Genomic DNA, 23,754 nt, shown 5'->3' on the forward strand with positions numbered 1-23,754 from the left:
GGGTATGCCGACTGATGACATGAGGAAAGCATGAGCAAGCAGATTCTGATTCTCCCAGGCGACGGTATTGGCCCGGAAATCATGGCCGAAGCGGTCAAGGTGCTGGAGCTGGCCAACGACAAGTACAGCCTGGGCTTCGAGCTGAGCCACGACGTGATCGGTGGCGCCGCCATCGACAAGCACGGCGTGCCGCTGGCCGACGAAACCCTGGCTCGCGCACGCGCTGCCGACGCGGTATTGCTGGGCGCCGTGGGCGGCCCGAAATGGGACACCATCGAACGTGACATCCGCCCTGAGCGCGGCCTGCTGAAAATTCGTGCGCAACTGGGCCTGTTCGGCAACCTGCGCCCGGCGATCCTGTACCCGCAACTGGCTGAAGCCTCGAGTCTGAAGCCTGAAATCGTGGCTGGCCTGGACATCCTGATCGTCCGTGAACTGACCGGCGGCATCTACTTCGGCGCGCCACGCGGTACCCGCACCCTGGAAAACGGCGAGCGTCAGGCTTACGACACGCTGCCGTACAGCGAAAGCGAAATCCGCCGCATCGCCCGTGTCGGCTTCGACATGGCCATGGTGCGCGGCAAAAAGCTGTGCTCGGTGGACAAGGCCAACGTACTGGCGTCCAGCCAACTGTGGCGTGAAATCGTCGAGCAAGTGGCCAAGGATTACCCGGAAGTCGAACTGAGCCACATGTACGTCGATAACGCCGCCATGCAGCTGGTGCGCGCACCGAAGCAATTCGACGTGATCGTCACCGACAACCTGTTTGGCGACATCCTGTCCGACCAGGCGTCGATGCTTACCGGTTCCATCGGCATGCTGCCGTCGGCATCCCTGGATACCAACAACAAAGGCATGTACGAGCCGTGCCACGGTTCGGCGCCGGACATCGCCGGCAAGGGCATTGCCAACCCGTTGGCGACCATTTTGTCGGTGTCGATGATGCTACGTTACAGCTTCAATCTGCAGGACGCCGCCGATGCCATCGAGAAGGCCGTCAGTCTGGTTTTGGACCAGGGCCTGCGCACAGGTGACATCTGGTCGAACGGTTGCACTAAAGTCGGTACGCAGGAAATGGGTGACGCAGTAGTCGCCGCGCTGCGGAATCTGTAATCTCTCGGGCCCGCTGCCACTTTCAACTTCGAAAGCAGCGGCCCACTTTTTAAAGAAGGTGTAGTTGCGATGAAACGTGTAGGTCTGATCGGTTGGCGCGGTATGGTCGGTTCCGTGCTCATGCAGCGGATGCTGGAAGAGCAGGATTTCGATCTTATTGAGCCGGTGTTTTTCACCACTTCCAATGTCGGTGGACAAGGCCCGTCCGTGGGTAAGGACATTGCTCCGCTCAAGGACGCTTACAGCATTGAAGAGCTGAAAACCCTCGACGTGATTCTGACCTGCCAGGGTGGCGACTACACCAGCGAAGTCTTCCCGAAACTGCGCGAAGCCGGCTGGCAGGGTTACTGGATCGACGCCGCTTCCAGCCTGCGCATGCAGGATGACGCGGTGATCGTGCTGGACCCGGTGAACCGCAAGGTCATCGACCAGCAGCTCGACGCGGGCACCAAGAACTACATCGGCGGCAACTGCACCGTCAGCCTGATGCTGATGGGCCTGGGCGGGCTGTTCGAAGCCGGTCTGGTCGAGTGGATGAGCGCCATGACCTATCAGGCGGCCTCCGGTGCCGGCGCGCAGAACATGCGTGAACTGATCAAGCAAATGGGCGCGACCCACGCCGCTGTCGCCGATCAACTGGCCGACCCGGCCAGCGCGATCCTCGACATCGACCGTCGTGTCGCCGAAGCCATGCGCAGCGACGCGTACCCGACTGAAAACTTCGGTGTGCCGCTGGCCGGCAGCCTGATCCCGTGGATCGACAAGGAACTGCCGAACGGCCAGAGCCGCGAAGAGTGGAAGGCCCAGGCCGAGACCAACAAGATCCTCGGTCGCTTCAAGAGCCCGATCCCGGTCGATGGCATCTGCGTGCGCATCGGCGCCATGCGCTGCCACAGCCAGGCGCTGACCATCAAGCTGAACAAAGACGTGCCGATCGCCGACATCGAAGGGCTGATCAGCCAGCACAACCCTTGGGTCAAACTGGTGCCGAACAACCGCGACATCAGCATTCAGGAACTGAGCCCGACGAAAGTCACCGGCACCCTGAACGTACCGGTTGGCCGTCTGCGCAAGCTGAACATGGGCACGCAGTACGTCGGCGCGTTCACCGTCGGCGACCAACTGCTGTGGGGCGCGGCCGAACCGCTGCGTCGCATGCTGCGGATCCTGCTTGAGCGTTGATTGATTGAAGTAACGAAAGAACCCGCGCCTTGAAAGAGGTGCGGGTTTTTTTTGCCCGGTGTGTCGTCAGTGAGGGCCTCTTCGCGGGCAAGCCTCGCTCCTACAAGGGATCCGGGCGTCCACAAAACCTGTAGGAGCGAGGCTTGCCCGCGAAGAGGCCGGTACAGGCACCGCAAATCCCCAGCCGAATTGCCTGCATGCCCCCCACCCGGTAAAGTGCCGCTCCCCCCGTTTCGCCAGAGGTAGAACCATGAGCCAGTCCCTTGATATTGCCGTGATCGGCGCCACCGGTACTGTCGGCGAAACGCTCGTGCAGATTCTCGAAGAACGCGACTTCCCGGTCGGCAACCTACACCTGCTGGCCAGCAGCGAATCCGCCGGGCATTCGGTGCCGTTTCGCGGCAAGAACGTGCGGGTGCGTGAAGTCGACGAATTCGATTTCAGCAAAGTCCAGCTGGTGTTCTTCGCCGCCGGCCCGGCGGTAACCCTGAGTTTCGCCTCGCGCGCCACCGCCGCCGGCTGCTCGCTGATCGACCTGTCCGGCGCCTTGCCGGCCGATCAGGCGCCGCAAGTGGTACCGGAAGCCAACGCCGAAATCCTCGCCGGTTTGAAAAAACCATTCCAGGTCAGCAGCCCAAGCCCGTCGGCGACGACGCTGGCCGTGGTGTTGGCGCCGTTGCTCGGTTTGCTTGACCTGCAACGCATCAACCTGACCGCCAGCCTGGCCGTGTCCGCCCAGGGCCGCGAAGCAGTGACTGAGCTGGCCCGGCAAACCGCCGAGCTGCTCAATGTGCGCCCGCTGGAGCCGACCTTCTTCGATCGGCAAATGGCGTTCAACCTGCTGGCTCAGGTCGGCAAGCCTGATGAGCAGGGTCACACGCTGCTGGAAAAACGCCTGGTGCGTGAGCTGCGTCAGGTCATGGCCCTGCCTTTATTAAAGATTTCCGTCACTTGCATTCAAGCCCCGGTGTTTTTTGGCGATAGCTTTAGCGTGACCTTGCAGTCCACGAGCGCTGTCGACCTTGCAAAAGTCAACGCGGCGCTGGAAGACGCGCCGGGCATCGAGCTGGTGGAAGCCGGCGATTACCCGACTGCGGTAGGCGATGCGGTCGGGCAGGACGTGGTCTACGTTGGTCGGGTTCGCCAGGGTATCGACGACCCGTCGGAACTTAATGTGTGGCTGACGTCAGATAACGTACGCAAAGGCGCCGCGCTCAATGCTGTGCAGGTGGCTGAATTGTTGATAAAAGACCTGCTGTAAAAGATACTTGGCAACAATTTTTCGAATGAGTCCGGTCGAGCGTTATGCTTGGCCGGATCGCTGATGGCGAGCCACCCTGCGGGGCTTTCCGGGGCATGAATGAAATGATCGCGCGTGACGACCCTTCGTCGCCGCGCGCAATGCCTTACGGCAGCGGCTATCAACACCTTCTCGCTGGCCGAGGAATGTTCAAACAAAGGATGAGGCTATGGTTCAAGTTCGCAAACTGGTGTTAGCAATAGCGGCCGCCTCGGCGCTGTCCTCCGGTATGGCGCATGCCCTCGGGCTCGGGGAGTTGACCCTGAAGTCGACGCTGAACCAACCTCTGGTGGCGGAAATCGAGCTGCTCGACGTCAAGGACCTCACCGCCGCGGAAGTGGTGCCGAGCCTGGCTTCGCCCGAAGATTTCGCCAAGGCCGGTGTCGATCGCCAGGCGTTTCTCAACGACCTGACCTTCACGCCCGTGCTCAACGCCAGTGGTAAGAGCATCCTGCGTGTGACGTCCAGCAAGCCGTTGTCCGAGCCGATGGTGAAATTCCTGGTTCAAGTGATGTGGCCCAACGGTCGACTGCTGCGCGATTACAGCGTGCTGCTCGATCCGTCCAAATTCTCCCCGCAGACCGCTGAAGCGGCTGCGCAGCCTGCGCCGACCCAAACGGTCACTGCGCCGGTGACCGGCGCCACCAAGCCGACCCAATACACCACCACGCCGCGCGATACCCTGTGGGAAATCGCCGCGAAGGCGCGTAATGGCGGGTCGGTTCAGCAAACCATGCTGGCTATCCAGGCGCTGAACCCCGATGCCTTTATCGACGGCAACATCAACCGCCTGAAAATCGGCCAGGTGCTGCGCATGCCCGATCAGGCCCAGAGCACCAACCTGCCGCAACCCAAGGCCATCGCTGAAGTCGCTGCACAGAACACCGCGTGGCGCCAGGGTCGTCGTTATGTGGCGAAGCCCGGCACCGGCCAGCAGCAACTCGATGCCACCAAGCGCGGCCGCGCTGACGCTGCTCCGTCGCAAACGGCGAAAGACAATCTGAGCCTGGTCTCTGCCGAAACCGACAAAGCCCGTGGCAAAGGCGCTGCAGGCGATGCCAAAGCCTTGGGCAACAAACTGGCCGTCACCCAGGAAAGCCTCGACACGACCCGTCGTGACAATGCCGAACTGAAAAGCCGAATGACCGATCTGCAAAGTCAGATGGAAAAGCTGCAACGCCTGATCGAGCTGAAAAACAATCAACTGGCCAAGTTGCAGGCCGAAGGCGCTGCTGATGCGCCGGCTGCGGCAGCCACCGCTCCGGCAATGTCCGCGGAGTTGGCAGCCCACCCTGCAGCAGCGCCGACGGAAGTGGCTCCTGCTCCGGTAGCGCCTGCACCAGAGGCGGCGGCACCTGAAGTCGCGCCAGCGCCTGCCGAGCCACCCGTCGAGCCGACGCCAGTCGCCTCCGACGACCAGAAATTCAACGAGCTGCTGACCAATCCGGTCCTGCTGGGTCTGGTGGGCGGCGGTGCAGTGGTTCTGCTGCTGTTGCTGCTGTTGCTGGCACGTCGCCGCAAAGCGCAGCAAGAAGCCGAGAAACACCTGCGCATGGCGCGTGCCCTGGAAGAGGAGAAGGAGTTCTCCGCCGAGCAGGACCTGCCGGAAAGCAGCTTCGAAGGCCTGGAAGTTCCGCCGCCGAGCGTGAAACTCGCTACGGCGCCGACTCCTGCGCCAGCGCCGGTGCCTGCACCTGCTCCCGTGATTGCTCCGGTGGTGGTCACGCCACCAATCGCCGCACCACTGATATCGCCGGCTGCCGAGCGCGATGACGATGTACTGACCAAGGCTCAGTCGCACATTGCCGCCGGTCGTTTGAACCAGGCTGCCGCGTTGCTCGAAGACGGCATCAAACAAGAACCGCAGCGCAGCGACCTGCGCCTGAAGCTGATGGAGGTCTACGGTCAGCAGGGCGATCGCGATGCATTTGTTGCCCAGGAGCGCCAGCTGGTGGCCAACGGTGACAACTTCGCCCAGGTCGAACAGCTTAAAACCCGTTTCCCCGCGATGGTTATCGCGGCTACCGGTGGTCTCGCCGCTGCCGCCATCGCCGCCGAGCTGGACGCGCAGTACGTCAAAGACCTGCTGCTGGACGAGCCGGAAGCGCCAGCCCCTGCCGATGACGACTTTGACAGCGCCTTCGATCTAAGCCTGGACGATCTTGAAGCCGCTTCTCCGGCGGTGGTTGCACCCGAGCCGGAATCGGCGGCTGACCTTGAAGAATTCCCGCTCGACGACGACCTGAGTTTTGAGTCGGTGTTGAAGGAACAGACCGAAATCAAGGAAAACCTCGACGACCTGTCGGACTTCGATCTGGACATGGATCTGGGTGCAGACCCATCGCCGGCAATCCTCGCTGAAGACGACTTCCTGCTGGATCTGGACGAAGGCGTGAAGGACTTGTCAGTCGAGCCTGTGAAACCTGAAGTTCCGCAGGATGACCTGGAGTTGCCGGCCGATTTCGACTTGTCGCTGGCCGATGAAATGGACACCGCCGCCGCCATTGCCCCTACCGAACCGGACGCTTTCGCCGCTGAGCTGGAAGACGTCAACGCCGAACTGGATCGTCTGTCCCAGAGCATGGGCGAGCCGACCTTTACCGCCGAAGACGCGATGGCTTCTGCGGCGGATGAGCCGGATTTCGACTTCCTCTCCGGTACCGATGAAGTCGCCACCAAACTCGATCTGGCCCAGGCCTACATCGACATGGGCGACAACGACGGCGCTCGGGACATCCTCAATGAGGTGGTAGCCGAGGGGAATGCTGGCCAGAAGAGCGAAGCCAAGGAGATGCTTTCGCATCTGGCTTGAGTGATCGGTAGGCAATAAACAAAGCGGCAGCCCATTGGGGCTGCCGTTTTCGTTTGCGCATTCAACGCAATACCCATGTGGGAGCGAGCTTGCTCGCGATGAGGCCCTCAGTGCCGGCACAAGTCCCGCCCCGACAGGCCTCAAAAATGAAGCGCCTCTGGCGTCCCGGTGCAGCGGCCTTATAATGCCCGCCTTTGCGCTTATCAGCAGGCTGTTACTCCTTGGCAAATATAGATAACCCGGCCGCCGAACTGGCGGCCGACGGCTTTTTCCGGATCGCGCTGGGCGTTGAATACAAAGGCTCGCGTTATCGCGGCTGGCAGCGCCAGGCCTCCGGCGTGCTTACCGTGCAGGAAACCCTCGAAAAGGCCTTGTCGAAAGTCGCCGACTCACCGGTGTCGCTACTCTGCGCCGGGCGCACGGACGCTGGCGTGCATGCCTGCGGCCAGGTGGTGCATTTCGATACGCAGGTCGAGCGTTCGATGAAGGCCTGGGTCATGGGCGCCAATATCAACTTGCCTCACGATGTCAGCGTCAGCTGGGCCAAGGTCATGCCGGCGCATTTTCATGCGCGCTTCAAGGCCATCGCCCGTCGCTATCGCTACGTGATCTACAACGATCAGATCCGCCCGGCGCACCTGAACGAAGAAATCACCTGGAACCACCGTCCGCTTGACGTCGAGCGCATGGCCGAGGCGGCCCAGTATCTGGTCGGTACTCATGATTTCAGCGCTTTCCGCGCCGGTCAGTGCCAGGCCAAGTCGCCGATCAAGGAATTGCATCACCTGCGTGTCACGCGCCACGGCAAGATGATCGTGCTGGATATTCGCGCCAGCGCCTTCCTGCACCACATGGTGCGCAATATCGCCGGTGTATTGATGACCATCGGTGCCGGTGAGCGCCCGGTGGAGTGGATGAAGGAAGTGCTGGAAAGCCGGATCCGTCGTTCGGGCGGGGTGACGGCGCATCCGTTCGGTCTGTATCTGGTGCAGGTCGAGTATCGCGACGAGTTCGAATTGCCCGAGCGTTACATCGGCCCACACTTCCTCACTGGCTTCTCTGAACTTGACGGCTGACGCCCTCGAACGCATTTGTTACCATCCGGGACTTTCTCGGATTTGCCCTGAGGTTTTATCGACATGTCAGCCGTTCGCAGCAAGATTTGTGGGATTACCCGCATAGAAGATGCGTTGGCGGCGGTCGAGGCCGGTGCGGATGCCATCGGGTTCGTGTTTTATCCCAAGAGCCCGCGGGCGGTGACGTTCCAGCAGGCGCGCGAGATTATCAAGGCGCTGCCGCCGTTCGTGACCACCGTGGGGTTGTTCGTCAACACCAGTCGCTGCGAGTTGGGCGAACTGCTCGACGCCGTGCCGCTGGACCTGTTGCAGTTCCATGGCGACGAAACCGCTGACGATTGTGAAGGCTGGCACCGCCCGTACATCAAGGCGCTGCGGGTCAAGGCCGGCGACGATATTGCGGCGGCATGCGATGCGTTTCCAAGCGCCAGCGGTATTCTGCTCGATGCCTACGTTGAAGGCGTACCTGGCGGAACCGGTGAAGCGTTCGACTGGTCTCTGATACCGCAAGGTCTGAGCAAGCCGATCATCCTCGCTGGCGGCCTGACTCCGGATAACGTGGCGCAGGCAATCGCCCGGGTCCGGCCTTACGCGGTGGACGTCAGCGGTGGGGTAGAGGCGAGCAAGGGCATCAAGGATCACGCAAAGATTCAGGCATTCATCAAGGCTGTACGTAGTAGCACGTAGTTGATGTGACGGCTGGCAGACTGCCGCCGTCCCAAAATGCACTGCGCTGCACAAAGCAGGCACGGCTGAGGATTGATGGGTTGTACGCAGGTCACGCTTCACCGACCCGGCCATCCACCGATCATCGCCACACACATGAATTTAGCTCAAGGGCATACGCGGGGCTGCGAACCAGAGCGTTCGGGCCGCCGGTACTGGAGAAAGAAAGCATGAGCAACTGGTTAGTAGACAAACTGATCCCTTCGATCATGCGTTCCGAGGTCAAGAAGAGCTCGGTGCCTGAAGGTCTGTGGCACAAATGCCCGTCTTGCGAGGCTGTGCTGTACCGTCCGGAGCTGGAAAAGACCCTGGACGTTTGCCCCAAGTGCAACCACCACATGCGTATCGGCGCCCGCGCGCGCATCGACATCTTCCTCGACGCCGAAGGCCGTAACGAACTGGGCGCGGACCTGGAGCCGGTTGACCGTCTGAAATTCCGCGACGGCAAGAAGTACAAGGACCGCCTGACCGCTGCCCAGAAGCAGACCGGCGAAAAAGATGCACTGATCTCCATGAGTGGCACCCTGCTGGGCATGCCGGTGGTGGTCTCGGCCTTCGAGTTTTCCTTCATGGGCGGATCGATGGGCGCCATCGTTGGTGAGCGTTTTGTCCGCGCCGCCAACTACGCGCTGGAAAACCGTTGCCCGATGATCTGCTTCGCCGCCTCCGGTGGTGCGCGGATGCAGGAAGCCCTGATTTCCCTGATGCAAATGGCCAAGACCTCCGCGGTGTTGGCGCGTCTGCGTGAAGAAGGCATTCCGTTCATCTCCGTGCTGACCGACCCGGTCTACGGCGGCGTTTCCGCCAGTCTGGCAATGCTCGGCGATGTGATTGTCGGTGAGCCGAAAGCCCTGATCGGTTTCGCCGGTCCGCGCGTTATCGAGCAAACCGTTCGCGAAAAACTGCCGGAAGGCTTCCAGCGCAGTGAGTTCCTGCTGGAACACGGCGCGATCGACTTGATCGTTCACCGTCAGGAGCTGCGTCCGCGCCTGGGCAACCTGCTGGCACAAATGATGGGCCTGCCGACGCCGAAATTCGTCGCCGCACCCATCGAGCCGATCGTGGTTCCACCGGTACCTGCCAACCTATGACCGAACGTACCCTTGGCGAGTGGCTCGCCTACCTCGAGCAGTTGCACCCTTCGGCCATCGACATGGGCCTTGAGCGCTCGCAACAGGTAGCGTCCCGCATGGGACTGGGCAAGCCGGCGCCTCGGGTGATCACGGTCACCGGCACCAACGGCAAGGGTTCTACCTGCGCATTCGTGGCTTCGCTGCTGCGGGCGCAGGGCCTGAACGTCGGTGTCTACAATTCTCCGCACCTGCTGCGTTACAACGAGCGGGTGCAGGTCAACGGCGTCGAAGCGACTGACGCCGAGCTGTGCGAAGCCTTTGCCGCGGTCGAGGCGGGCCGTGGCGAAACGTCCCTGACGTACTTCGAAATGGGCACCCTGGCGGCGTTCTGGCTGTTCCAGCAGGCAGGGCTTGATGCCGTGGTGCTGGAAGTCGGCCTCGGTGGGCGCCTGGACACGGTCAACGTGGTCGATGCCGACATGGCGCTGGTCACCAGCATCGGTGTCGATCACGCCGATTACCTGGGTGATACCCGTGAATCCGTGGCTTATGAAAAGGCCGGCATCTTCCGTCAGGGCGCGCCTGCGCTCTGTGGCGACCTGAATCCTCCGCAACCTCTGCTGGATAAAGCGCGCGAGCTCAATTGCCCGTTTTTCCTGCGTGGCCGCGATTTTGATCTCGGTATCACCGATCAAAACTGGCAGTGGCGCGGGGTAGATGCTCACGGGCGTGCGGTTGAGTTGCGTGATCTGCCGTTGCTCGACCTGCCGATGGAAAACGCTGCACTGGCCTTGCAGGCTTACCTGTTGCTCGGTCTGCCTTGGGTAGATGCGCAGATTATTGATGCTCTGAAAGCGACGCGGGTGGTCGGTCGTCTCGATCGCCGTCAGTTCGACTGGCAGGGCAAGCGCCTGAACCTGTTGCTGGATGTGGGTCATAACCCGCATGCGGCCGAGTATCTGGCGCGCCGTCTGGCCAGCCGTCCGCCGGTCGGCAAACGTCTGGCGGTGTTCGGATTGCTGGCGGACAAGGATCTGGATGGTGTTGTCAGTGAATTGAATGCTAGTGTCCAGCAATGGGCTGTCGCGCCGCTGGATTCATCACGTGCGCGCCCGGTTGCCGATTTGCAGGCGGCGTTGCAGAACCTTGGCGCCGCGGTAACGTCCTATGACAGCGTGGCCGCCGCCCTGGAAGGGCAGTGCGCGCTAGCGACGAGCGACGACGAGATTCTGTTGTTCGGATCATTTTATTGTGTCGCCGAGGCCCTTGAATGGCTGGCCCGGCGCTCCACGGAGGAAGCGGCAAATGGCATTGCTGGATAAGGCATACAAACAGCGCATGGTTGGCGCCCTGGTTCTGGTGGCGCTGGCGGTTATTTTTCTGCCGATGCTGTTTTCCCGTCAGGATGAGCAGCGTCAAGTGACGGTCGAAGCCCCGACTGCACCGCAAGCACCGTCGGTGCCGCAAGTGCAGGTCGAGCCGGTAGTGGTGCCTGAGCCGCAAGCGCTGCCTCAAGAACCGGTGCCGAGTGATGACGAAATCGCTCAGCAGGAAGCAGCGCCGTCGACACCGATTGCACCCGCTGCACCGAGTGCGCCAGTGGCGCCTGCACCTGCACCTGCACCAGTCGCCAAGCCGGCCGCACCAGCTCCGGTGCCTGCTTTGGCAGCCAAGCCTTCAACAGCGCCGTCTCAGCCAATTTCTGCCGCACCGGGCAAACCTGATACGACTCAAAGCCGCGTCGATGCCAATGGTCTGTCGGTCAGCTGGTCAGTGCAACTGGCCAGCCTGTCGAGCCGTGCAAGTGCCGAAAGCCTGCAAAAAGACCTGCGCAGTCAGGGTTATAACGCCTACATCCGTACGGCAGATGGCAAGAACCGGGTGTTTGTCGGACCGCTGATCGAACGCGCAGAAGCCGACCGTCTGCGTGACTTGTTGGGCCGCCAGAAGAACCTCAAGGGTTTTGTGGTGCGTTTCCAGCCTGAGCGTGGCTGATAATGATGCTCAAATCTCTGTAGCAGCTGCCGAGCCTGCGAGGCTGCGTCCGGCTGCGAAGCGGCCGTAAACCCTGCTTGCACGGTATGTCAGAAACACCGAGTTGCCTGGTTTTACGGCTGCTGCGCAGCCGGACGCAGGCTTCGCCAGTTGCTATAGGGGCCGGTGTCACTTAAAACTATCGCCCCGATTTGAAATGCACTGACAATCGCAGCTTACCGATAGCCATGCGCTCTGCTAAAATGCGCCGCCTTATCCGTCTGTAGGCTGCACTGTGCCATTTACCTGGGTTGACTGGGCGATCGTTGCAATCGTCGCCATCTCCGCATTGATCAGTCTGAGCCGCGGCTTCGTCAAAGAAGCATTATCGCTGGTGACCTGGATCATCGCAGGAGTCGTCGCCTGGATGTTCGGTGGTGCATTGTCCGAGTACCTCGCCGGATACATCGAAACGCCATCGGCTCGTGTGATCACGGGCTGTGCCATCATGTTTGTCGCCACTTTAATCGTAGGCGCAATGATCAATTATCTTATCGGCGAGTTGGTTCGCGTCACCGGGTTGTCCGGGACCGATCGATTCCTCGGCATGGCCTTCGGCGCCGCGCGTGGCGTGTTGCTGGTGGTCGTGGCGGTCGGGCTGTTGAGCCTGGGGCCGGTACAGCAGGACGGGTGGTGGCAACAATCACAGCTCGTGCCAAAATTTCTATTGGTTGCCGACTGGTCCAAAAACCTGATCCTCGGGTGGAGCAGTCAGTGGCTTGCCAGCGGTATCAGCGTACCCGCTGAGATACCGTTCAAGGAGCACCTCTTGCCGATGGCCAAAACGCCTCAGTGAGTTGTGTTCAGTTCAGATCCATTAAGTAGGGGTTGCGTCGCATGTGTGGCATCGTCGGTATCGTCGGTAAGTCGAACGTCAATCAGGCGCTGTATGACGCGCTAACCGTCCTCCAGCACCGCGGCCAGGACGCTGCCGGTATCGTGACCAGCCATGATGGCCGGTTATTCCTGCGCAAGGACAATGGCCTGGTGCGTGACGTGTTCCATCAGCGTCACATGCAGCGCCTGGTCGGCCACATGGGCATTGGCCATGTGCGTTACCCGACCGCGGGCAGCTCGACTTCGGCCGAAGCTCAACCGTTTTACGTCAACTCGCCTTACGGCATTACCCTGGCGCACAACGGTAACCTGACCAACGTTGAACAGCTGGCCAAGGAGATTTACGAATCTGACCTGCGCCACGTCAACACCAACTCCGATTCGGAAGTGCTGCTCAACGTGTTCGCACACGAACTGGCCCAGCGCGGCAAGTTGCAGCCGACCGAAGAAGACGTGTTCGCTGCCGTCACTGACGTGCACAACCGTTGCGTCGGTGGTTACGCAGTCGTGGCGATGGTGACCGGTTACGGCATCGTCGGTTTCCGCGACCCGCACGGCATCCGCCCGATCGTCTTCGGCCAGCGTCACACGGATGAAGGCGTCGAGTACATGATCGCCTCCGAAAGCGTTTCCCTGGACGTGCTCGGTTTTACCCTGATTCGCGACCTGGCACCGGGCGAAGCGGTCTACATCACCGAAGACGGCAAGCTGCACACTCGTCAGTGCGCGACCAACCCGTCCCTGACCCCGTGCATCTTCGAACACGTCTACCTGGCGCGTCCGGACTCGATCATCGACGGCGTGTCGGTCTACAAGGCGCGTCTGCGCATGGGTGAGAAACTCGCCGAGAAGATCCTGCGCGAGCGTCCGGATCACGACATCGACGTGGTCATCCCGATTCCAGACACCAGCCGCACCGCGGCCTTGGAGCTGGCGAACCACTTGGGCGTCAAGTTCCGCGAAGGCTTCGTGAAGAACCGCTACATCGGCCGGACCTTCATCATGCCGGGCCAGGCTGCGCGGAAAAAATCAGTACGCCAGAAGCTCAACGCCATCGAGCTGGAATTCCGCGGCAAGAACGTGATGCTGGTGGATGACTCGATCGTTCGCGGCACCACGTGCAAGCAGATCATCCAGATGGCCCGTGAAGCCGGCGCGAAAAACGTCTACTTCTGCTCCGCAGCCCCGGCCGTTCGCTACCCGAACGTCTACGGCATCGACATGCCAAGCGCCCACGAACTGATCGCCCACAACCGTTCGACCCAGGACGTGGCTGACCTGATCGGCGCTGACTGGTTGATCTATCAGGACCTGCCTGACTTGATCGAAGCGGTCGGTGGCGGCAAGATCAAGATCGACAAGTTCGATTGCGCCGTGTTCGATGGCCAGTACGTGACCGGCGACGTCGACGAGGCGTACCTGAACAAGATCGAGCAGGCACGTAACGATGCCTCCAAGGTCAAGACGCAGGCAGTCAGCGCGATCATCGATCTGTACAACAACTGAGTAACGACCGGCCTAGTAACGACCTGTCTGTAATGACCGGTCTGTAGGAGCGAGGCTTGCCCGCGAAGGGTCCCTTGAGGACGCTAAAAGCTTCGCGGGCAAGCCTCGCTCCTACAAGGTGTCATGCCTCCAGGCCGGTTTTGTATCTATTACCGAGCAAGGCAAGGAGTGACAGCATGAGTCAGGATTGGGATGCCGGTCGGCTGGACAGCGACCTCGAAGGCGTAGCGTTCGATACCCTGGCCGTACGCGCCGGTCAGCACCGCACGCCGGAAGGCGAACACGGTGATCCGATGTTCTTCACTTCCAGCTATGTCTTCCGTACCGCTGCCGACGCAGCGGCACGTTTTGCCGGTGAAGTGCCGGGCAACGTTTACTCTCGCTACACCAACCCGACCGTGCGCGCGTTTGAAGAGCGCATCGCCGCGCTGGAAAGCGCCGAACAAGCCGTAGCCACCGCGACCGGCATGGCCGCGATCATGGCGGTGGTGATGAGCCTGTGCAGTGCCGGCGACCATGTACTGGTCTCGCGAAGCGTGTTCGGTTCGACCATCAGCCTGTTCGAGAAGTACTTCAAGCGTTTCGGCATCGAAGTCGATTACGTGCCTCTGGCGGACTTGTCCGGTTGGGACGCGGCGATCAAGGCCAACACCAAATTGCTGTTCGTCGAGTCACCGTCCAATCCATTGGCCGAACTGGTGGACATCGCCGAACTGTCGAAAATCGCTCACGCCAAAGGCGCGATGCTGGTGGTCGACAACTGCTTCTGCACCCCTGCGTTGCAACAGCCGCTGAAGATGGGCGCGGACATCGTCGTGCATTCGGCCACCAAGTTCATCGACGGCCAGGGTCGTTGCATGGGCGGCGTTGTCGCCGGTCGCAGCGAGCAGATGAAAGAAGTGGTGGGGTTCCTGCGCACCGCCGGGCCGACCCTGAGCCCGTTCAACGCCTGGATCTTCCTCAAGGGCCTGGAAACCCTGAGTCTGCGGATGAAGGCGCATTGCGCCAACGCCCAGCAACTGGCCGAGTGGCTGGAGCAGCAGGACGGCATCGAGAAAGTCCATTACGCCGGCCTCAAGAGCCATCCGCAGCACGAACTGGCCCTGCGTCAGCAGAAGGGTTTCGGCGCAGTGGTGAGTTTCGAGGTCAAGGGTGGCAAAGAGGGCGCCTGGCGCTTTATCGACGCGACCCGTCTGATTTCGATCACCGCCAACCTGGGCGACAGCAAAACCACCATCACGCACCCGAGCACCACCTCCCACGGCCGTTTGGCGCCGCAAGAGCGTGAAGCGGCAGGCATTCGTGACAGCCTGATCCGCGTCGCGGTTGGTCTGGAAGATGTGGCTGACCTGCAAACCGATCTGGCGCGCGGGTTGGCTGCCTTGTGATCGAGTTGTCGACGCCGGGTACGGGCACCCATGGCCGCGTTGCACTGGTCACCGGTGCCGCACGCGGCATCGGGCTGGGGATTGCGGCCTGGCTGATCAGCGAAGGCTGGCAGGTGGTACTGACTGACCTTGATCGAGAACGCGGTTCGAAAGTGACGAAGGTGCTGGGCGAAAACGCCTGGTTCATCGCCATGGACGTCTCGAATGAGGGGCAAGTGGCGTTGGGCGTCGCCGAGGTGTTGGGGCAGTTCGGGCGTCTGGATGCGCTGGTGTGTAACGCGGCGATTGCCGACCCGCACAACATCACTCTGGAAAGCCTCGATCTGGCTTACTGGAATCGGGTGCTGGCGGTCAATCTGAGTGGGCCGATGCTGTTGGCCAAGCACTGCGCGCCGTACCTGCGCGCTCACAGCGGTGCGATCGTCAACCTGGCCTCGACCCGCGCTGCGCAGTCCGAACCGGACACAGAGGCTTACGCGGCGAGCAAGGGCGGTCTGTTGGCCCTGACTCACGCGTTGGCCATCAGCCTTGGGCCGGAAATTCGCGTCAACGCGGTCAGCCCCGGCTGGATCGATGCGCGAGACCCGGCGGCAAGGCGTGCCGAGCCCCTGACCGAGGCTGACCATGCCCAGCATCCGGCGGGCAGGGTAGGGACCGTCGAAGACGTCGCGGCGATGGTGGCGTGGCTACTGTCGAAGAATGCCGGTTTCGTCACGGGCCAGGAGTTTGTGGTCGATGGCGGCATGACCAAGAAGATGGTCTACAAGTAGAAGCTGCAAGCCTCAAGCCGCAAGCGGCAAGTAAATTCGAGCCCGTGCCCTGAATACGCAATCCTGCTTTTACTTGCCGCTTGAAGCTTGTGACTTGAAGCTGTTTTGAAAAAACTTCAATCCTGCTATTGACTTAGGTTCGCTACCTGCGTAAATTTCGCGGCCTCGGAGATGCAAACGGGTGATTAGCTCAGCTGGGAGAGCGTCTGCCTTACAAGCAGAATGTCGGCGGTTCGATCCCGTCATCACCCACCAAATCCGAGAGTCTTGCGAAAGCAAGATGGAAGCTGTTAAAAGCCTCCACCGACGCGCAGCGGTAGTTCAGTCGGTTAGAATACCGGCCTGTCACGCCGGGGGTCGCGGGTTCGAGTCCCGTCCGCTGCGCCATATTTTCCGAGTCAGGCTTGCCCTGATTCGAGATTGAAAGAGAGACTGAAAAGTCTCGGAGCTTTCAATCAGACGAGTTACTTGGACGCAAGTCCAAAGCGATACGCAGCGGTAGTTCAGTCGGTTAGAATACCGGCCTGTCACGCCGGGGGTCGCGGGTTCGAGTCCCGTCCGCTGCGCCATATCTGCTTCAAGGCCCACTGAACGCCTTGGAGCTACGAAGAAAGCCGTTGGCAGTCTTCGAGTCGATAGCAAAGACCCTGGTCGAAAGACCGGGGTTTTTTGTGTCTGCGATTTGGCTTTTCCTTCTTTCATACCCTTCCAATCAAGCCTTTCTGCTCGGCCGATGCATAAAGGGCTTCCTTCACACGTCCGACATTAATTAGAATCACTCTCATTTACGATAACTCCTGGCACAGGGCTTCTTTGAATGAGTGATGCAGCGATGCCGGAGGAGCAAACCTTCCACGATTTGTACCGCGACCATCGCGGCTGGCTCGAAAGCTGGTTGAAACGACGCATGAGCAATGGTCACGATGCTGCGGACCTGAGTCAGGACACCTTCGTGCGCTTGCTCGCCAGCTCCCAGCGCATTGCTGACCTGCAAGAACCCCGCGCCTATCTGGCGACCGTGGGCAAACGGCTGCTGACCAACTTCTACAAGCGTCGCAGCCTGGAGCAGGCTTACCTCAATGCACTGGCGCTGCTGCCAGAAGACTGTGTGCCATCCCCTGAGCAGCGCTGGATCCTGCTGGAAACCTTGCAAGCCCTCGACGAATTGCTCGATGGATTGCCGACCCCGGTACGACGGGCGTTTCTCTGGAGTCAACTGGAAGGCTTGGGTTATCAAGAAATTGCCGAGCGCCTGCAAGTCTCGGAGCGCACGATCAAGCGCTACATGGCCCAAGCCTATGAGCACTGCCTGCTGGTGGATCTGTGATCGGCTCAGCCCCTTCGGCCGACGCCCGCCAAGCGATACGGGCTGCCGCACAGTGGCTGGCGCTCATGGAGTCGGGCACCGCCAATGAGCGAGACCGAGCCGAATTGCAGAGCTGGCGCGACAGCCATTCCAGCCACGAACAGGCATGGCAGAAAGCGCAACTCTTGCGCCAGCGCTTCACCGACCTGCCGTCAGCACTGGCGATGGCCAGTCTGGATCGACCGCAGCCGAGCCGGCGCACCGTGCTCAAGCGCGCCGTCGGCGCGGTGGCGTTGGTGCCGGCCGCCTGGCTGATCAGTCGGCAGTTGCCGTTGGATGTCTGGAGCGCCGACCTACGGACGGCGACCGGGGACGGCAAGAAAGTCCAGTTGGCCGATGGCAGCTTGCTGCAATTGAACACCGCGAGCGCCGTCGATATCGATCTGAACAACCGGCTTCTCAAGCTTGTCGAGGGCGAGATAGCCCTGAAAGTCCCCGGCACTTCGCCGCTGACGATCCAGACGCACTTCGGCCAGCTGGTCATCAGTCAAAGCGAAGTGTGTGTTCGTCAGTGGCAGACGGGGTGCAAGGTATCGGTGCTCAACGGCGCGGTGCAGTTGCAGCCTTTGCACGGACCGGTCTTTTCGTTGCGCGCAGGCCAGCAAATCAACCTTCAGGCCGCGGGTGCCGGCGCTGTGGAGCCATTCGACGTGCTCGCCCCAGGCTGGCGCGACGGTGTGTTGATGGCGCAGAACCAGCCGCTGGGGGATTTTTTGCGCGAACTCAGCACTTATCGCCCGGGCGTGTTGCGCTGGGAGCCGGAGCTGGAATCCCTGCGTGTCACCGGCAGTTTTCGTCTGGAAGACACCGATCGTATCCTGGCGCTGCTGGCGGCCAGCCTGCCGTTGGAGGTGCATTCGCGTACGCGTTATTGGGTAACGCTGCTCCCGCGTAAAAATAGTGTTTGAAGTGTGTCCCCTTTTTTCGCGTCGCTTGTCATTCAAGGCAAGTGAACGAAATAAGAGAGCTTCTTCAATGCCCGCAGTGTTCCCGTCCAGTCCGCGTTTGGCTTCATCCCGCCTGCGCCCGTTAATGCACTTGAGTCTGTTGCTGAGCCTCAGTGCCTGTCCGTTGTTCATCACCGCCGGTTGGGCCGAAGACGCGCCTCGACGCAGTTATCAGGTGCCGGCCGGCAGCCTCAGCGCAGCGCTGACCCGTTTCGCCGGGCTGGCCGGGGTCAACCTGTCCGTGGACCCGGCGCTGGTGAGCGGTCGCAACAGCCCTGGCCTTTCCGGCGAATACGCAGTGGAGGACGGCTTTGCCCGGTTGTTGCAGGGTTCCGGTCTGCAACTGCAACCGGTGGGCGAGCAGGCCTACATCCTGACCCCGGCCCCAGAAGGCAGCGGCCTGCAACTGGGCGCTACCTCGATTCTCGGTGCCATCGACCCGGTGGACGGCGATCCGTACGCCGGCGGCCAGGTCGCGCGCCGTGGTTCGCAAGGCTTGCTGGGTTCGAAAGACTTTATGGAAACGCCGTTCAGCATGACCACCTACACCAGCGAGGTGGTCAAAAACCAGCAGGCGCGTACCTTGGGCGACTTGATCGCCAACGATCCCTCGGTTCGCGCCACCAACCCGGCGGGCGGGCGTTATGAACAGTTCACCATTCGCGGGCTCAGTCTGTTCAACAGTGATGTTGCCTATAACGGTCTCTACGGCGTCCTGCCGACCTACACGATCGACATGGAAATGGCCGACCGCGTCGACGTCCTCAAGGGGCCGAGCCAGCTGATCAACGGCATCTCGCCGAGGGGCAGCGTGGGCGGCGGGATCAACGTGGTACCCAAGCGCGCAACCGATAAGCCCATCACTTCGTTCACCGGCAGCTACGCCTCCGACAGCCAGGTCGGCGGTGCCGTGGATGTCGGCCGGCGCTTTGGTGAGGACAACAAGTTCGGTCTTCGTTTCAACGGCGTAAAACAGTCCGGCGACACCGATTGGGACCACCAGAATGTCGACCGCGAGATGGCCGTGCTGGGCCTGGATTTTCGTGGTGAACGCTTGCGGCTTTCGACGGACATCGGGCGCACCGAGCGTGATACCGACGCCCCGCAGGAGCGCGTGCAGGTCAACGCCAACGCGCAGGTTCCGCGTGCCAGCGATGTGCGCCACAACTATGCGCAGCCGTGGAGCAAGGCGAGCACCAACGACACGTTCGGAACGGTGAACGGTGAATTCGATGTCAACGATTCCGTCATGCTGTACGGCGGTGTGGGCGCGCGCAAAAGCAACCATGACTTTCTCCGGCATGCCGTTGCAGTCACCAACAACGCAGGCGATTTCAGTGTTCAGCCACGTGATTTCACCCGCGACGAAAATGTCCGGACGGCCACGGCTGGGGTGCGCAACTGGTTCCATACCGGCCCGGTGAGCCATGAGGTCAACCTGGCCGCCAGCTATTTCTACATGGACTTCGAGAATGGCGGTGCTCGTTACGCGGCGGCCCCCAGCAACCTCTACAACCCGGTGGAAACACCAACGCCGCTCAGACCCACGCGACAGGATGCGAAGGTCTATACCGAGAACCGCTTCAGTGGCGTAGCGTTGTCCGACACCCTGGGCTTCTTCGATGATCAGTTGCTGTTGACCCTCGGCGCCCGCTGGCAGCGGGTCAAGGTTGACGACTGGTCGGATAACGTCAAAGGCGACACCGCCTACGATGAGGAAAAGGTTTCGCCGTCGGGCGGCATCCTGTTCAAGGCGACCGATAAGCTGTCGCTGTACGCCAACTACATGGAAGGTCTGAGCCAGGGCAAGATCGCGCCGTCAACCTCGGTGAACGAGGACGAAATCTTCCCACCGTTCATCAGCCGCCAGGTCGAGGTTGGCGCCAAGTATGACGCGGGTGCATTTGCCGTGACTGCCGCCGTGTTCCGGATCAAGCAGCCAGCGTATGAGACCAACGCCACGACACGCGTGTTCGGCCCGAACGGCAAGCGTGAGAACACGGGTGTGGAACTGAGTGTATTCGGTGAGCCGCTCGATGGTTTCCGCCTGCTCGGCGGTGTCATGTACATCGACAGCGAGTTGACCAACACTGCCAATGGCACCTTCGACGGCAACCGCGCGCCGGCCACCCCGAAATATAACGTCAACCTGGGCGCCGAGTGGGATGTGCCGACTTTAGAGGGCCTGACCCTCACCAGCCGCGGCATCTATTCCAGCTCGCAGTACCTGGACCAATCCAACAACAAGGAAATCGATTCCTGGGAGCGTTTCGACGTGGGCGCACGCTACGCGTTCAAGGTCGAGGAAAAGAACATCACGTTGCGCGCCAATATCGAGAACGTGGCGGACAAGCGCTACTGGAGTTCAGCCGGCGCCTCGGATGACAGCGAGCCCGGGTTGACGCTTTCGACGCCACGGACTTACCTGCTTTCGGCGACGGTCGATTTCTGAATCGGTCCAGCTACAGGCGAATGAAGGTCTGCTTAAGTGGCTGATGATTGAGTTATCACGACGCAATGTCGTGCTGATTTGATCATTCGGTCAGCTTTGCACTGTCAACACAGCCATTTGCATCGTCAAAAAGGGCTTCTGTGAGACTTGAGATCCACGGGAACGGCTCTAAACATCATTCCCTCTCTGGGGAGACACCATTTCCCCTGTGGGAGCGAGCTTGCTCACGATAACGGACTGACAGGCAGCATTGATGTTGAAAGTGACGGCCTCATCGCGAGCAGGCTCGCTCCCACAAAATCGTTGTAGTGTCGGTTAGTACCCGAACTTGTCTCGCAGTCCGTAGTACCACGCGCCCAACGCTGCAAACGGTGTGCGCAGCAATTGTCCGCCGGGGAAAGGGTAGTGCGGCAGGTCGGCAAACGCGTCGAAACGCTCGGCCTGACCACGCAGCGCTTCGGCCAGCACCTTGCCCGCCAGGTGCGTGTACGTCACGCCGTGGCCGCTGCAACCTTGGGAATAGTAGATGTTGTCGCCAATCCGTCCGACCTGAGGAAGGCGCGACAGAGTCAGCAGGAAATTGCCGGTCCAGGCGTAATCGATCTTCACGTCCTTGAGCTCAGGAAACGCTTTGAGCATTTTCGGCCGGATGATCGCTTCGATGTTCGCCGGATCCCGCGCCCCATAAACCACGCCGCCGCCGAAGACCAGGCGTTTGTCGCCGGTCAGCCGGTAGTAATCGAGCAGATAATTGCAGTCCTCGACGCAGTAATCCTGCGGCAGCAGGCGCTTGGCCAACTCATCGCCCAAAGGCTCGGTGGTGATGACCTGAGTCCCGCAAGGCATCGACTTGGCCGCCAGCTCCGGCACCAGATTGCCGAGATAAGCATTGCCGGCAACGATAATGAACCTGGCCCTGACCTTGCCTTGTGGCGTATGCACCACCGGATTCGCGCCGCGCTCGATGCGTACCGCCGGAGACTGCTCATAAATCGTGCCGCCCAGCGACTCGACCGCCGCCGCTTCGCCCAACGCCAGGTTCAGCGGATGAATGTGCCCGCCGCTCATGTCGAGCATGCCGCCGACGTATTGATCGCAGGCCACCACTTCACGAATGCGCTTTTGATCCAGCAACTCAAGCTGCGTATGGCCAAAACGTTCCCACAGGCGTTTCTGCGATTCAAGATGGCCCATCTGCTTGGCGGTAATGGCAGCGAACACGCCGCCATCCTTCAAGTCGCACTGGATATTATATTTGGCGACCCGCTCACGAATGATCCGCCCGCCCTCAAACGCCATCTGCCCCAACAACTGAGCCTGCTTGGGACCGACGCTGCGCTCGATCACATCAATGTCACGGCTATAACTGTTAACGATCTGGCCGCCGTTACGACCCGACGCGCCGAAACCCACCTTGGCGGCTTCCAGTACCGTGACCTTGAAGCCGTTTTCCAGCAGAAACAGGGCGCAGGACAACCCGGTGTAGCCGGCGCCGATCACACAGACATCAGTCTCTACGTCATCCTGCAAGGCCGGACGCGGCGGAACCGCATTGGCCGACGCAGCGTAATAGGATTCGGGGTAGGGGGTGTTCGCCATCCGGCTGCCTCTGTTTAATATATTTTACGAGTGCATCGATCCTACCCGAGTTAAAAATCGACCGCCAGCCACCGGAAAATCTTCTTCGCCACCGCGAAATTAAATATTTTGCATATTCATAGGGTTAGCTCGAAAAAAGGTGTTGACACCCCTCCGGAATTCCGTAGAATGCCGCCTCACAGCAGGCACGTAGCTCAGTTGGTTAGAGCACCACCTTGACATGGTGGGGGTCGTTGGTTCGAGTCCAATCGCGCCTACCAAACAAAATCCGCTCTGCTGGGCGGTCTGGAAGGGCCCACCGAAAGGTGGGCCCTTTTTTGTTGCCTGCGATTCGCAAAGCTCTTGTAAAACCTCGCTCAAACTCCAACTCGGGGCCTCCCCCCCTGGCAGATCTGCTCATCGAATCAATGAACCTTCGATGCCTGCTTTAAGCGGCTGAATTTGAAAGGGGAATTAGTGCCGTCCGTTTTGGGGTGTGTTACAAAGCCCATACATCTCAAGCCGTTGAAAGGACGCTCCGCTGTGGGTCGATACATTCTTTTTGTGTTGTTGTTTGCGCTGGGCTCGGCGTCTGCGTTCGAGACCGATCCTGCGATAAACAGTTTTTCGGATGAGCTTACTGACTGCGCCGGGTTCTATCTGGTTTCGGCAAGGTCTGTTCGGGCGCAACCGGAACTGGCTGAGCAGAAGAAACAGGCAGCGGTCAGTGCTTTAGCCTTTTCCAAGGAAATCACGGATGAGAACGTGACTCGAGCCAAGACGGAAAAGGCGATCAAATCAATGCTTGAAGAGGTCAATGGTGACGCCGCGAAATGGTCGAATCTGATCAATAAATACTCGGCTAAATGCGATGAAATCGTGGCTAACCCGGGGAAGCGAGCGGATTACTGGTTCAAAAAGTAAGATTGATCAATCGTGTCCTTGGCTTCGTTCGCCTGTTCCTGCCCGCAAAACATAAGGCAGCCGCAAGGTGTTTTCAGCGACGTGGAAACCTGCAATTCAGGCGTAAACTGGCGGTGCTACCTCACCAAAAGGAGCCGCATATGATCGCCGACCAAATGAACAAACAGGCATCTGAAGACAGGGCCGTTTGGGATCAATACTTCTGCGCTGCGTTGATTGCGGAAAGCAATCTGACGGCACCGGTTGTAGGAGGGGCTACTCACGAAGACAGGCAGAACCTGTTGATCGGAAGGGCCAAGGCGCTTGCCGACAAGATGATGGAAAACCGAAAATAACCAGAGCCCAGCCATCGCGCTGGGCTCTTCGCATTCGGCCACCTCAATGACGGGGGATGTGCGCGTTATGAGTCAAGCGATCAGGTCTACTTTGCCGCTCGCCAGGCGATAGACGCCGCCCACTATCTTCAACGTGCCTTTGCTGAGGGCATCAGTCAGAAGTGGCGAGGCATTTTTGAAGCGTGTGATGGCGTCTAGACGGTCTGTAACGTTATGTTTCGGAGGCTGTTTCCAGGCTTGCTGTTTTGGCACTTGATGCTTTGAGCGCAGCTAGGTTTTCGTCTAGGAACCATAAAAATATTGTGGATATTTAACAAGTTACGATTATTTTTAAC

General features: G+C 60.3%; 19 protein-coding genes and 4 tRNA genes. 22 read left to right on the forward strand and 1 reads right to left on the reverse strand.

All coding sequences use genetic code 11. The features are described from left to right. Positions 1-30 precede the first annotated feature (30 nt). The 19 genes from leuB to ACYZTY_RS09050 all read left to right on the forward strand — a co-directional run bounded on the left by leuB (position 31) and on the right by ACYZTY_RS09050 (position 20,582). Positions 31-1,113, forward strand: a complete 1,083-nt coding sequence (leuB, locus tag ACYZTY_RS08960; protein ID WP_461958148.1) for a 3-isopropylmalate dehydrogenase — start codon at positions 31-33, stop codon at positions 1,111-1,113. Positions 1,114-1,182: 69 nt separating this feature from the next. Next, complete coding sequence (gene asd, locus ACYZTY_RS08965) at positions 1,183-2,295, forward strand: aspartate-semialdehyde dehydrogenase (protein WP_461958149.1); 1,113 nt, start codon at positions 1,183-1,185, stop codon at positions 2,293-2,295. Positions 2,296-2,545: 250 nt separating this feature from the next. Beyond that, positions 2,546-3,556: an aspartate-semialdehyde dehydrogenase gene (locus ACYZTY_RS08970; RefSeq protein ID WP_461958150.1), complete on the forward strand. Its 1,011-nt coding sequence runs from the start codon at positions 2,546-2,548 to the stop codon at positions 3,554-3,556. A 208-nt stretch (positions 3,557-3,764) separates the two neighbouring features. Further along, positions 3,765-6,407, forward strand: coding sequence for a FimV/HubP family polar landmark protein (locus ACYZTY_RS08975; protein WP_461958151.1), 2,643 nt, complete (start codon positions 3,765-3,767; stop codon positions 6,405-6,407). 221 nt (positions 6,408-6,628) lie between these two features. Then, complete coding sequence (truA, locus tag ACYZTY_RS08980; RefSeq protein WP_461958152.1) at positions 6,629-7,483, forward strand: tRNA pseudouridine(38-40) synthase TruA; 855 nt, start codon at positions 6,629-6,631, stop codon at positions 7,481-7,483. A gap of 63 nt (positions 7,484-7,546) precedes the next feature. After that, positions 7,547-8,170, forward strand: a complete 624-nt coding sequence (locus ACYZTY_RS08985) for a phosphoribosylanthranilate isomerase (protein ID WP_461958153.1) — start codon at positions 7,547-7,549, stop codon at positions 8,168-8,170. A 209-nt stretch (positions 8,171-8,379) separates the two neighbouring features. Further along, positions 8,380-9,300, forward strand: a complete 921-nt coding sequence (accD, locus tag ACYZTY_RS08990) for an acetyl-CoA carboxylase, carboxyltransferase subunit beta (RefSeq protein WP_461958154.1) — start codon at positions 8,380-8,382, stop codon at positions 9,298-9,300. Then, on the forward strand, positions 9,297-10,604 hold the full coding sequence (gene folC / locus ACYZTY_RS08995; RefSeq protein WP_461958155.1) for a bifunctional tetrahydrofolate synthase/dihydrofolate synthase: 1,308 nt from the start codon (positions 9,297-9,299) through the stop codon (positions 10,602-10,604). Before accD ends, folC begins: the two co-directional genes overlap by 4 nt. Continuing rightward, a complete protein-coding gene (locus tag ACYZTY_RS09000; protein WP_461958156.1) occupies positions 10,588-11,277 on the forward strand; it encodes an SPOR domain-containing protein in 690 nt (229 codons plus the stop codon). The genes folC and ACYZTY_RS09000 overlap by 17 nt, the downstream gene beginning before the upstream one ends. 274 nt (positions 11,278-11,551) lie before the next feature. Beyond that, positions 11,552-12,112 (forward strand): CvpA family protein, encoded by a 561-nt coding sequence (locus ACYZTY_RS09005; RefSeq protein ID WP_109633196.1) that lies wholly within the window; start codon positions 11,552-11,554, stop codon positions 12,110-12,112. 41 nt (positions 12,113-12,153) lie between these two features. Next, entirely contained in the window at positions 12,154-13,659 is a 1,506-nt protein-coding gene (gene purF, locus ACYZTY_RS09010) for an amidophosphoribosyltransferase (RefSeq protein WP_007935163.1), read from the forward strand. Positions 13,660-13,835: 176 nt separating this feature from the next. Continuing rightward, the gene (locus ACYZTY_RS09015; RefSeq protein ID WP_461958157.1) at positions 13,836-15,047 is read left to right on the forward strand and encodes an O-succinylhomoserine sulfhydrylase; all 1,212 of its coding nucleotides are present in this window, start codon (positions 13,836-13,838) and stop codon (positions 15,045-15,047) included. Beyond that, positions 15,044-15,817 (forward strand): SDR family oxidoreductase, encoded by a 774-nt coding sequence (locus ACYZTY_RS09020; protein ID WP_461958158.1) that lies wholly within the window; start codon positions 15,044-15,046, stop codon positions 15,815-15,817. Before ACYZTY_RS09015 ends, ACYZTY_RS09020 begins: the two co-directional genes overlap by 4 nt. A gap of 179 nt (positions 15,818-15,996) precedes the next feature. Beyond that, positions 15,997-16,072 (forward strand) — tRNA-Val (locus ACYZTY_RS09025). Between the two features lie 55 nt (positions 16,073-16,127). Next, positions 16,128-16,204 (forward strand) — tRNA-Asp (locus ACYZTY_RS09030). Between the two features lie 105 nt (positions 16,205-16,309). Further along, a tRNA-Asp gene (locus ACYZTY_RS09035) sits at positions 16,310-16,386 on the forward strand. 248 nt (positions 16,387-16,634) lie between these two features. After that, positions 16,635-17,144 (forward strand): sigma-70 family RNA polymerase sigma factor, encoded by a 510-nt coding sequence (locus tag ACYZTY_RS09040; protein ID WP_461958159.1) that lies wholly within the window; start codon positions 16,635-16,637, stop codon positions 17,142-17,144. After that, positions 17,141-18,091: a FecR domain-containing protein gene (locus ACYZTY_RS09045; RefSeq protein ID WP_461958160.1), complete on the forward strand. Its 951-nt coding sequence runs from the start codon at positions 17,141-17,143 to the stop codon at positions 18,089-18,091. The genes ACYZTY_RS09040 and ACYZTY_RS09045 overlap by 4 nt, the downstream gene beginning before the upstream one ends. A gap of 67 nt (positions 18,092-18,158) precedes the next feature. Beyond that, complete coding sequence (locus ACYZTY_RS09050; RefSeq protein WP_461958161.1) at positions 18,159-20,582, forward strand: TonB-dependent siderophore receptor; 2,424 nt, start codon at positions 18,159-18,161, stop codon at positions 20,580-20,582. Between the two features lie 315 nt (positions 20,583-20,897). On the opposite strand, the gene ACYZTY_RS09055 is transcribed toward ACYZTY_RS09050, so the two are convergent. Further along, positions 20,898-22,181, reverse strand: coding sequence for an NAD(P)/FAD-dependent oxidoreductase (locus ACYZTY_RS09055; protein ID WP_461958162.1), 1,284 nt, complete (start codon positions 22,179-22,181; stop codon positions 20,898-20,900). A 183-nt stretch (positions 22,182-22,364) separates the two neighbouring features. On the opposite strand from ACYZTY_RS09055, the gene ACYZTY_RS09060 reads away from it, so the two are divergent. The 3 genes from ACYZTY_RS09060 to ACYZTY_RS09070 all read left to right on the forward strand — a co-directional run bounded on the left by ACYZTY_RS09060 (position 22,365) and on the right by ACYZTY_RS09070 (position 23,419). After that, positions 22,365-22,441: transfer RNA gene (locus tag ACYZTY_RS09060), tRNA-Val, on the forward strand. Between the two features lie 262 nt (positions 22,442-22,703). After that, on the forward strand, positions 22,704-23,084 hold the full coding sequence (locus ACYZTY_RS09065) for a hypothetical protein (RefSeq protein WP_461958163.1): 381 nt from the start codon (positions 22,704-22,706) through the stop codon (positions 23,082-23,084). Positions 23,085-23,224: 140 nt separating this feature from the next. Continuing rightward, positions 23,225-23,419, forward strand: a complete 195-nt coding sequence (locus ACYZTY_RS09070; RefSeq protein WP_461958164.1) for a hypothetical protein — start codon at positions 23,225-23,227, stop codon at positions 23,417-23,419. Positions 23,420-23,754: the final 335 nt, after the last annotated feature.

The sequence above is a fragment of the Pseudomonas sp. LB1P83 genome (genome assembly GCF_054897885.1).

Bases quoted from the DNA above. Each gene is read 5' to 3' on its own strand.
- ACYZTY_RS09015 (WP_461958157.1), top strand. From the start codon at position 13,836: ATGAGTCAGGATTGGGATGCCGGTCGGCTGGACAGCGACCTCGAAGGC.
- ACYZTY_RS08975 (WP_461958151.1), top strand. From the start codon at position 3,765: ATGGTTCAAGTTCGCAAACTGGTGTTAGCAATAGCGGCCGCCTCGGCG.
- ACYZTY_RS08985 (WP_461958153.1), top strand. From the start codon at position 7,547: ATGTCAGCCGTTCGCAGCAAGATTTGTGGGATTACCCGCATAGAAGAT.
- purF (WP_007935163.1), top strand. From the start codon at position 12,154: ATGTGTGGCATCGTCGGTATCGTCGGTAAGTCGAACGTCAATCAGGCG.
- accD (WP_461958154.1), top strand. From the start codon at position 8,380: ATGAGCAACTGGTTAGTAGACAAACTGATCCCTTCGATCATGCGTTCC.
- folC (WP_461958155.1), top strand. From the start codon at position 9,297: ATGACCGAACGTACCCTTGGCGAGTGGCTCGCCTACCTCGAGCAGTTG.
- leuB (WP_461958148.1), top strand. From the start codon at position 31: ATGAGCAAGCAGATTCTGATTCTCCCAGGCGACGGTATTGGCCCGGAA.
- ACYZTY_RS09050 (WP_461958161.1), top strand. From the start codon at position 18,159: ATGCCCGCAGTGTTCCCGTCCAGTCCGCGTTTGGCTTCATCCCGCCTG.
- ACYZTY_RS09055 (WP_461958162.1), bottom strand. From the start codon at position 22,181: ATGGCGAACACCCCCTACCCCGAATCCTATTACGCTGCGTCGGCCAAT.
- ACYZTY_RS08970 (WP_461958150.1), top strand. From the start codon at position 2,546: ATGAGCCAGTCCCTTGATATTGCCGTGATCGGCGCCACCGGTACTGTC.
- ACYZTY_RS09040 (WP_461958159.1), top strand. From the start codon at position 16,635: ATGAGTGATGCAGCGATGCCGGAGGAGCAAACCTTCCACGATTTGTAC.
- ACYZTY_RS09070 (WP_461958164.1), top strand. From the start codon at position 23,225: ATGATCGCCGACCAAATGAACAAACAGGCATCTGAAGACAGGGCCGTT.
- asd (WP_461958149.1), top strand. From the start codon at position 1,183: ATGAAACGTGTAGGTCTGATCGGTTGGCGCGGTATGGTCGGTTCCGTG.
- ACYZTY_RS09000 (WP_461958156.1), top strand. From the start codon at position 10,588: ATGGCATTGCTGGATAAGGCATACAAACAGCGCATGGTTGGCGCCCTG.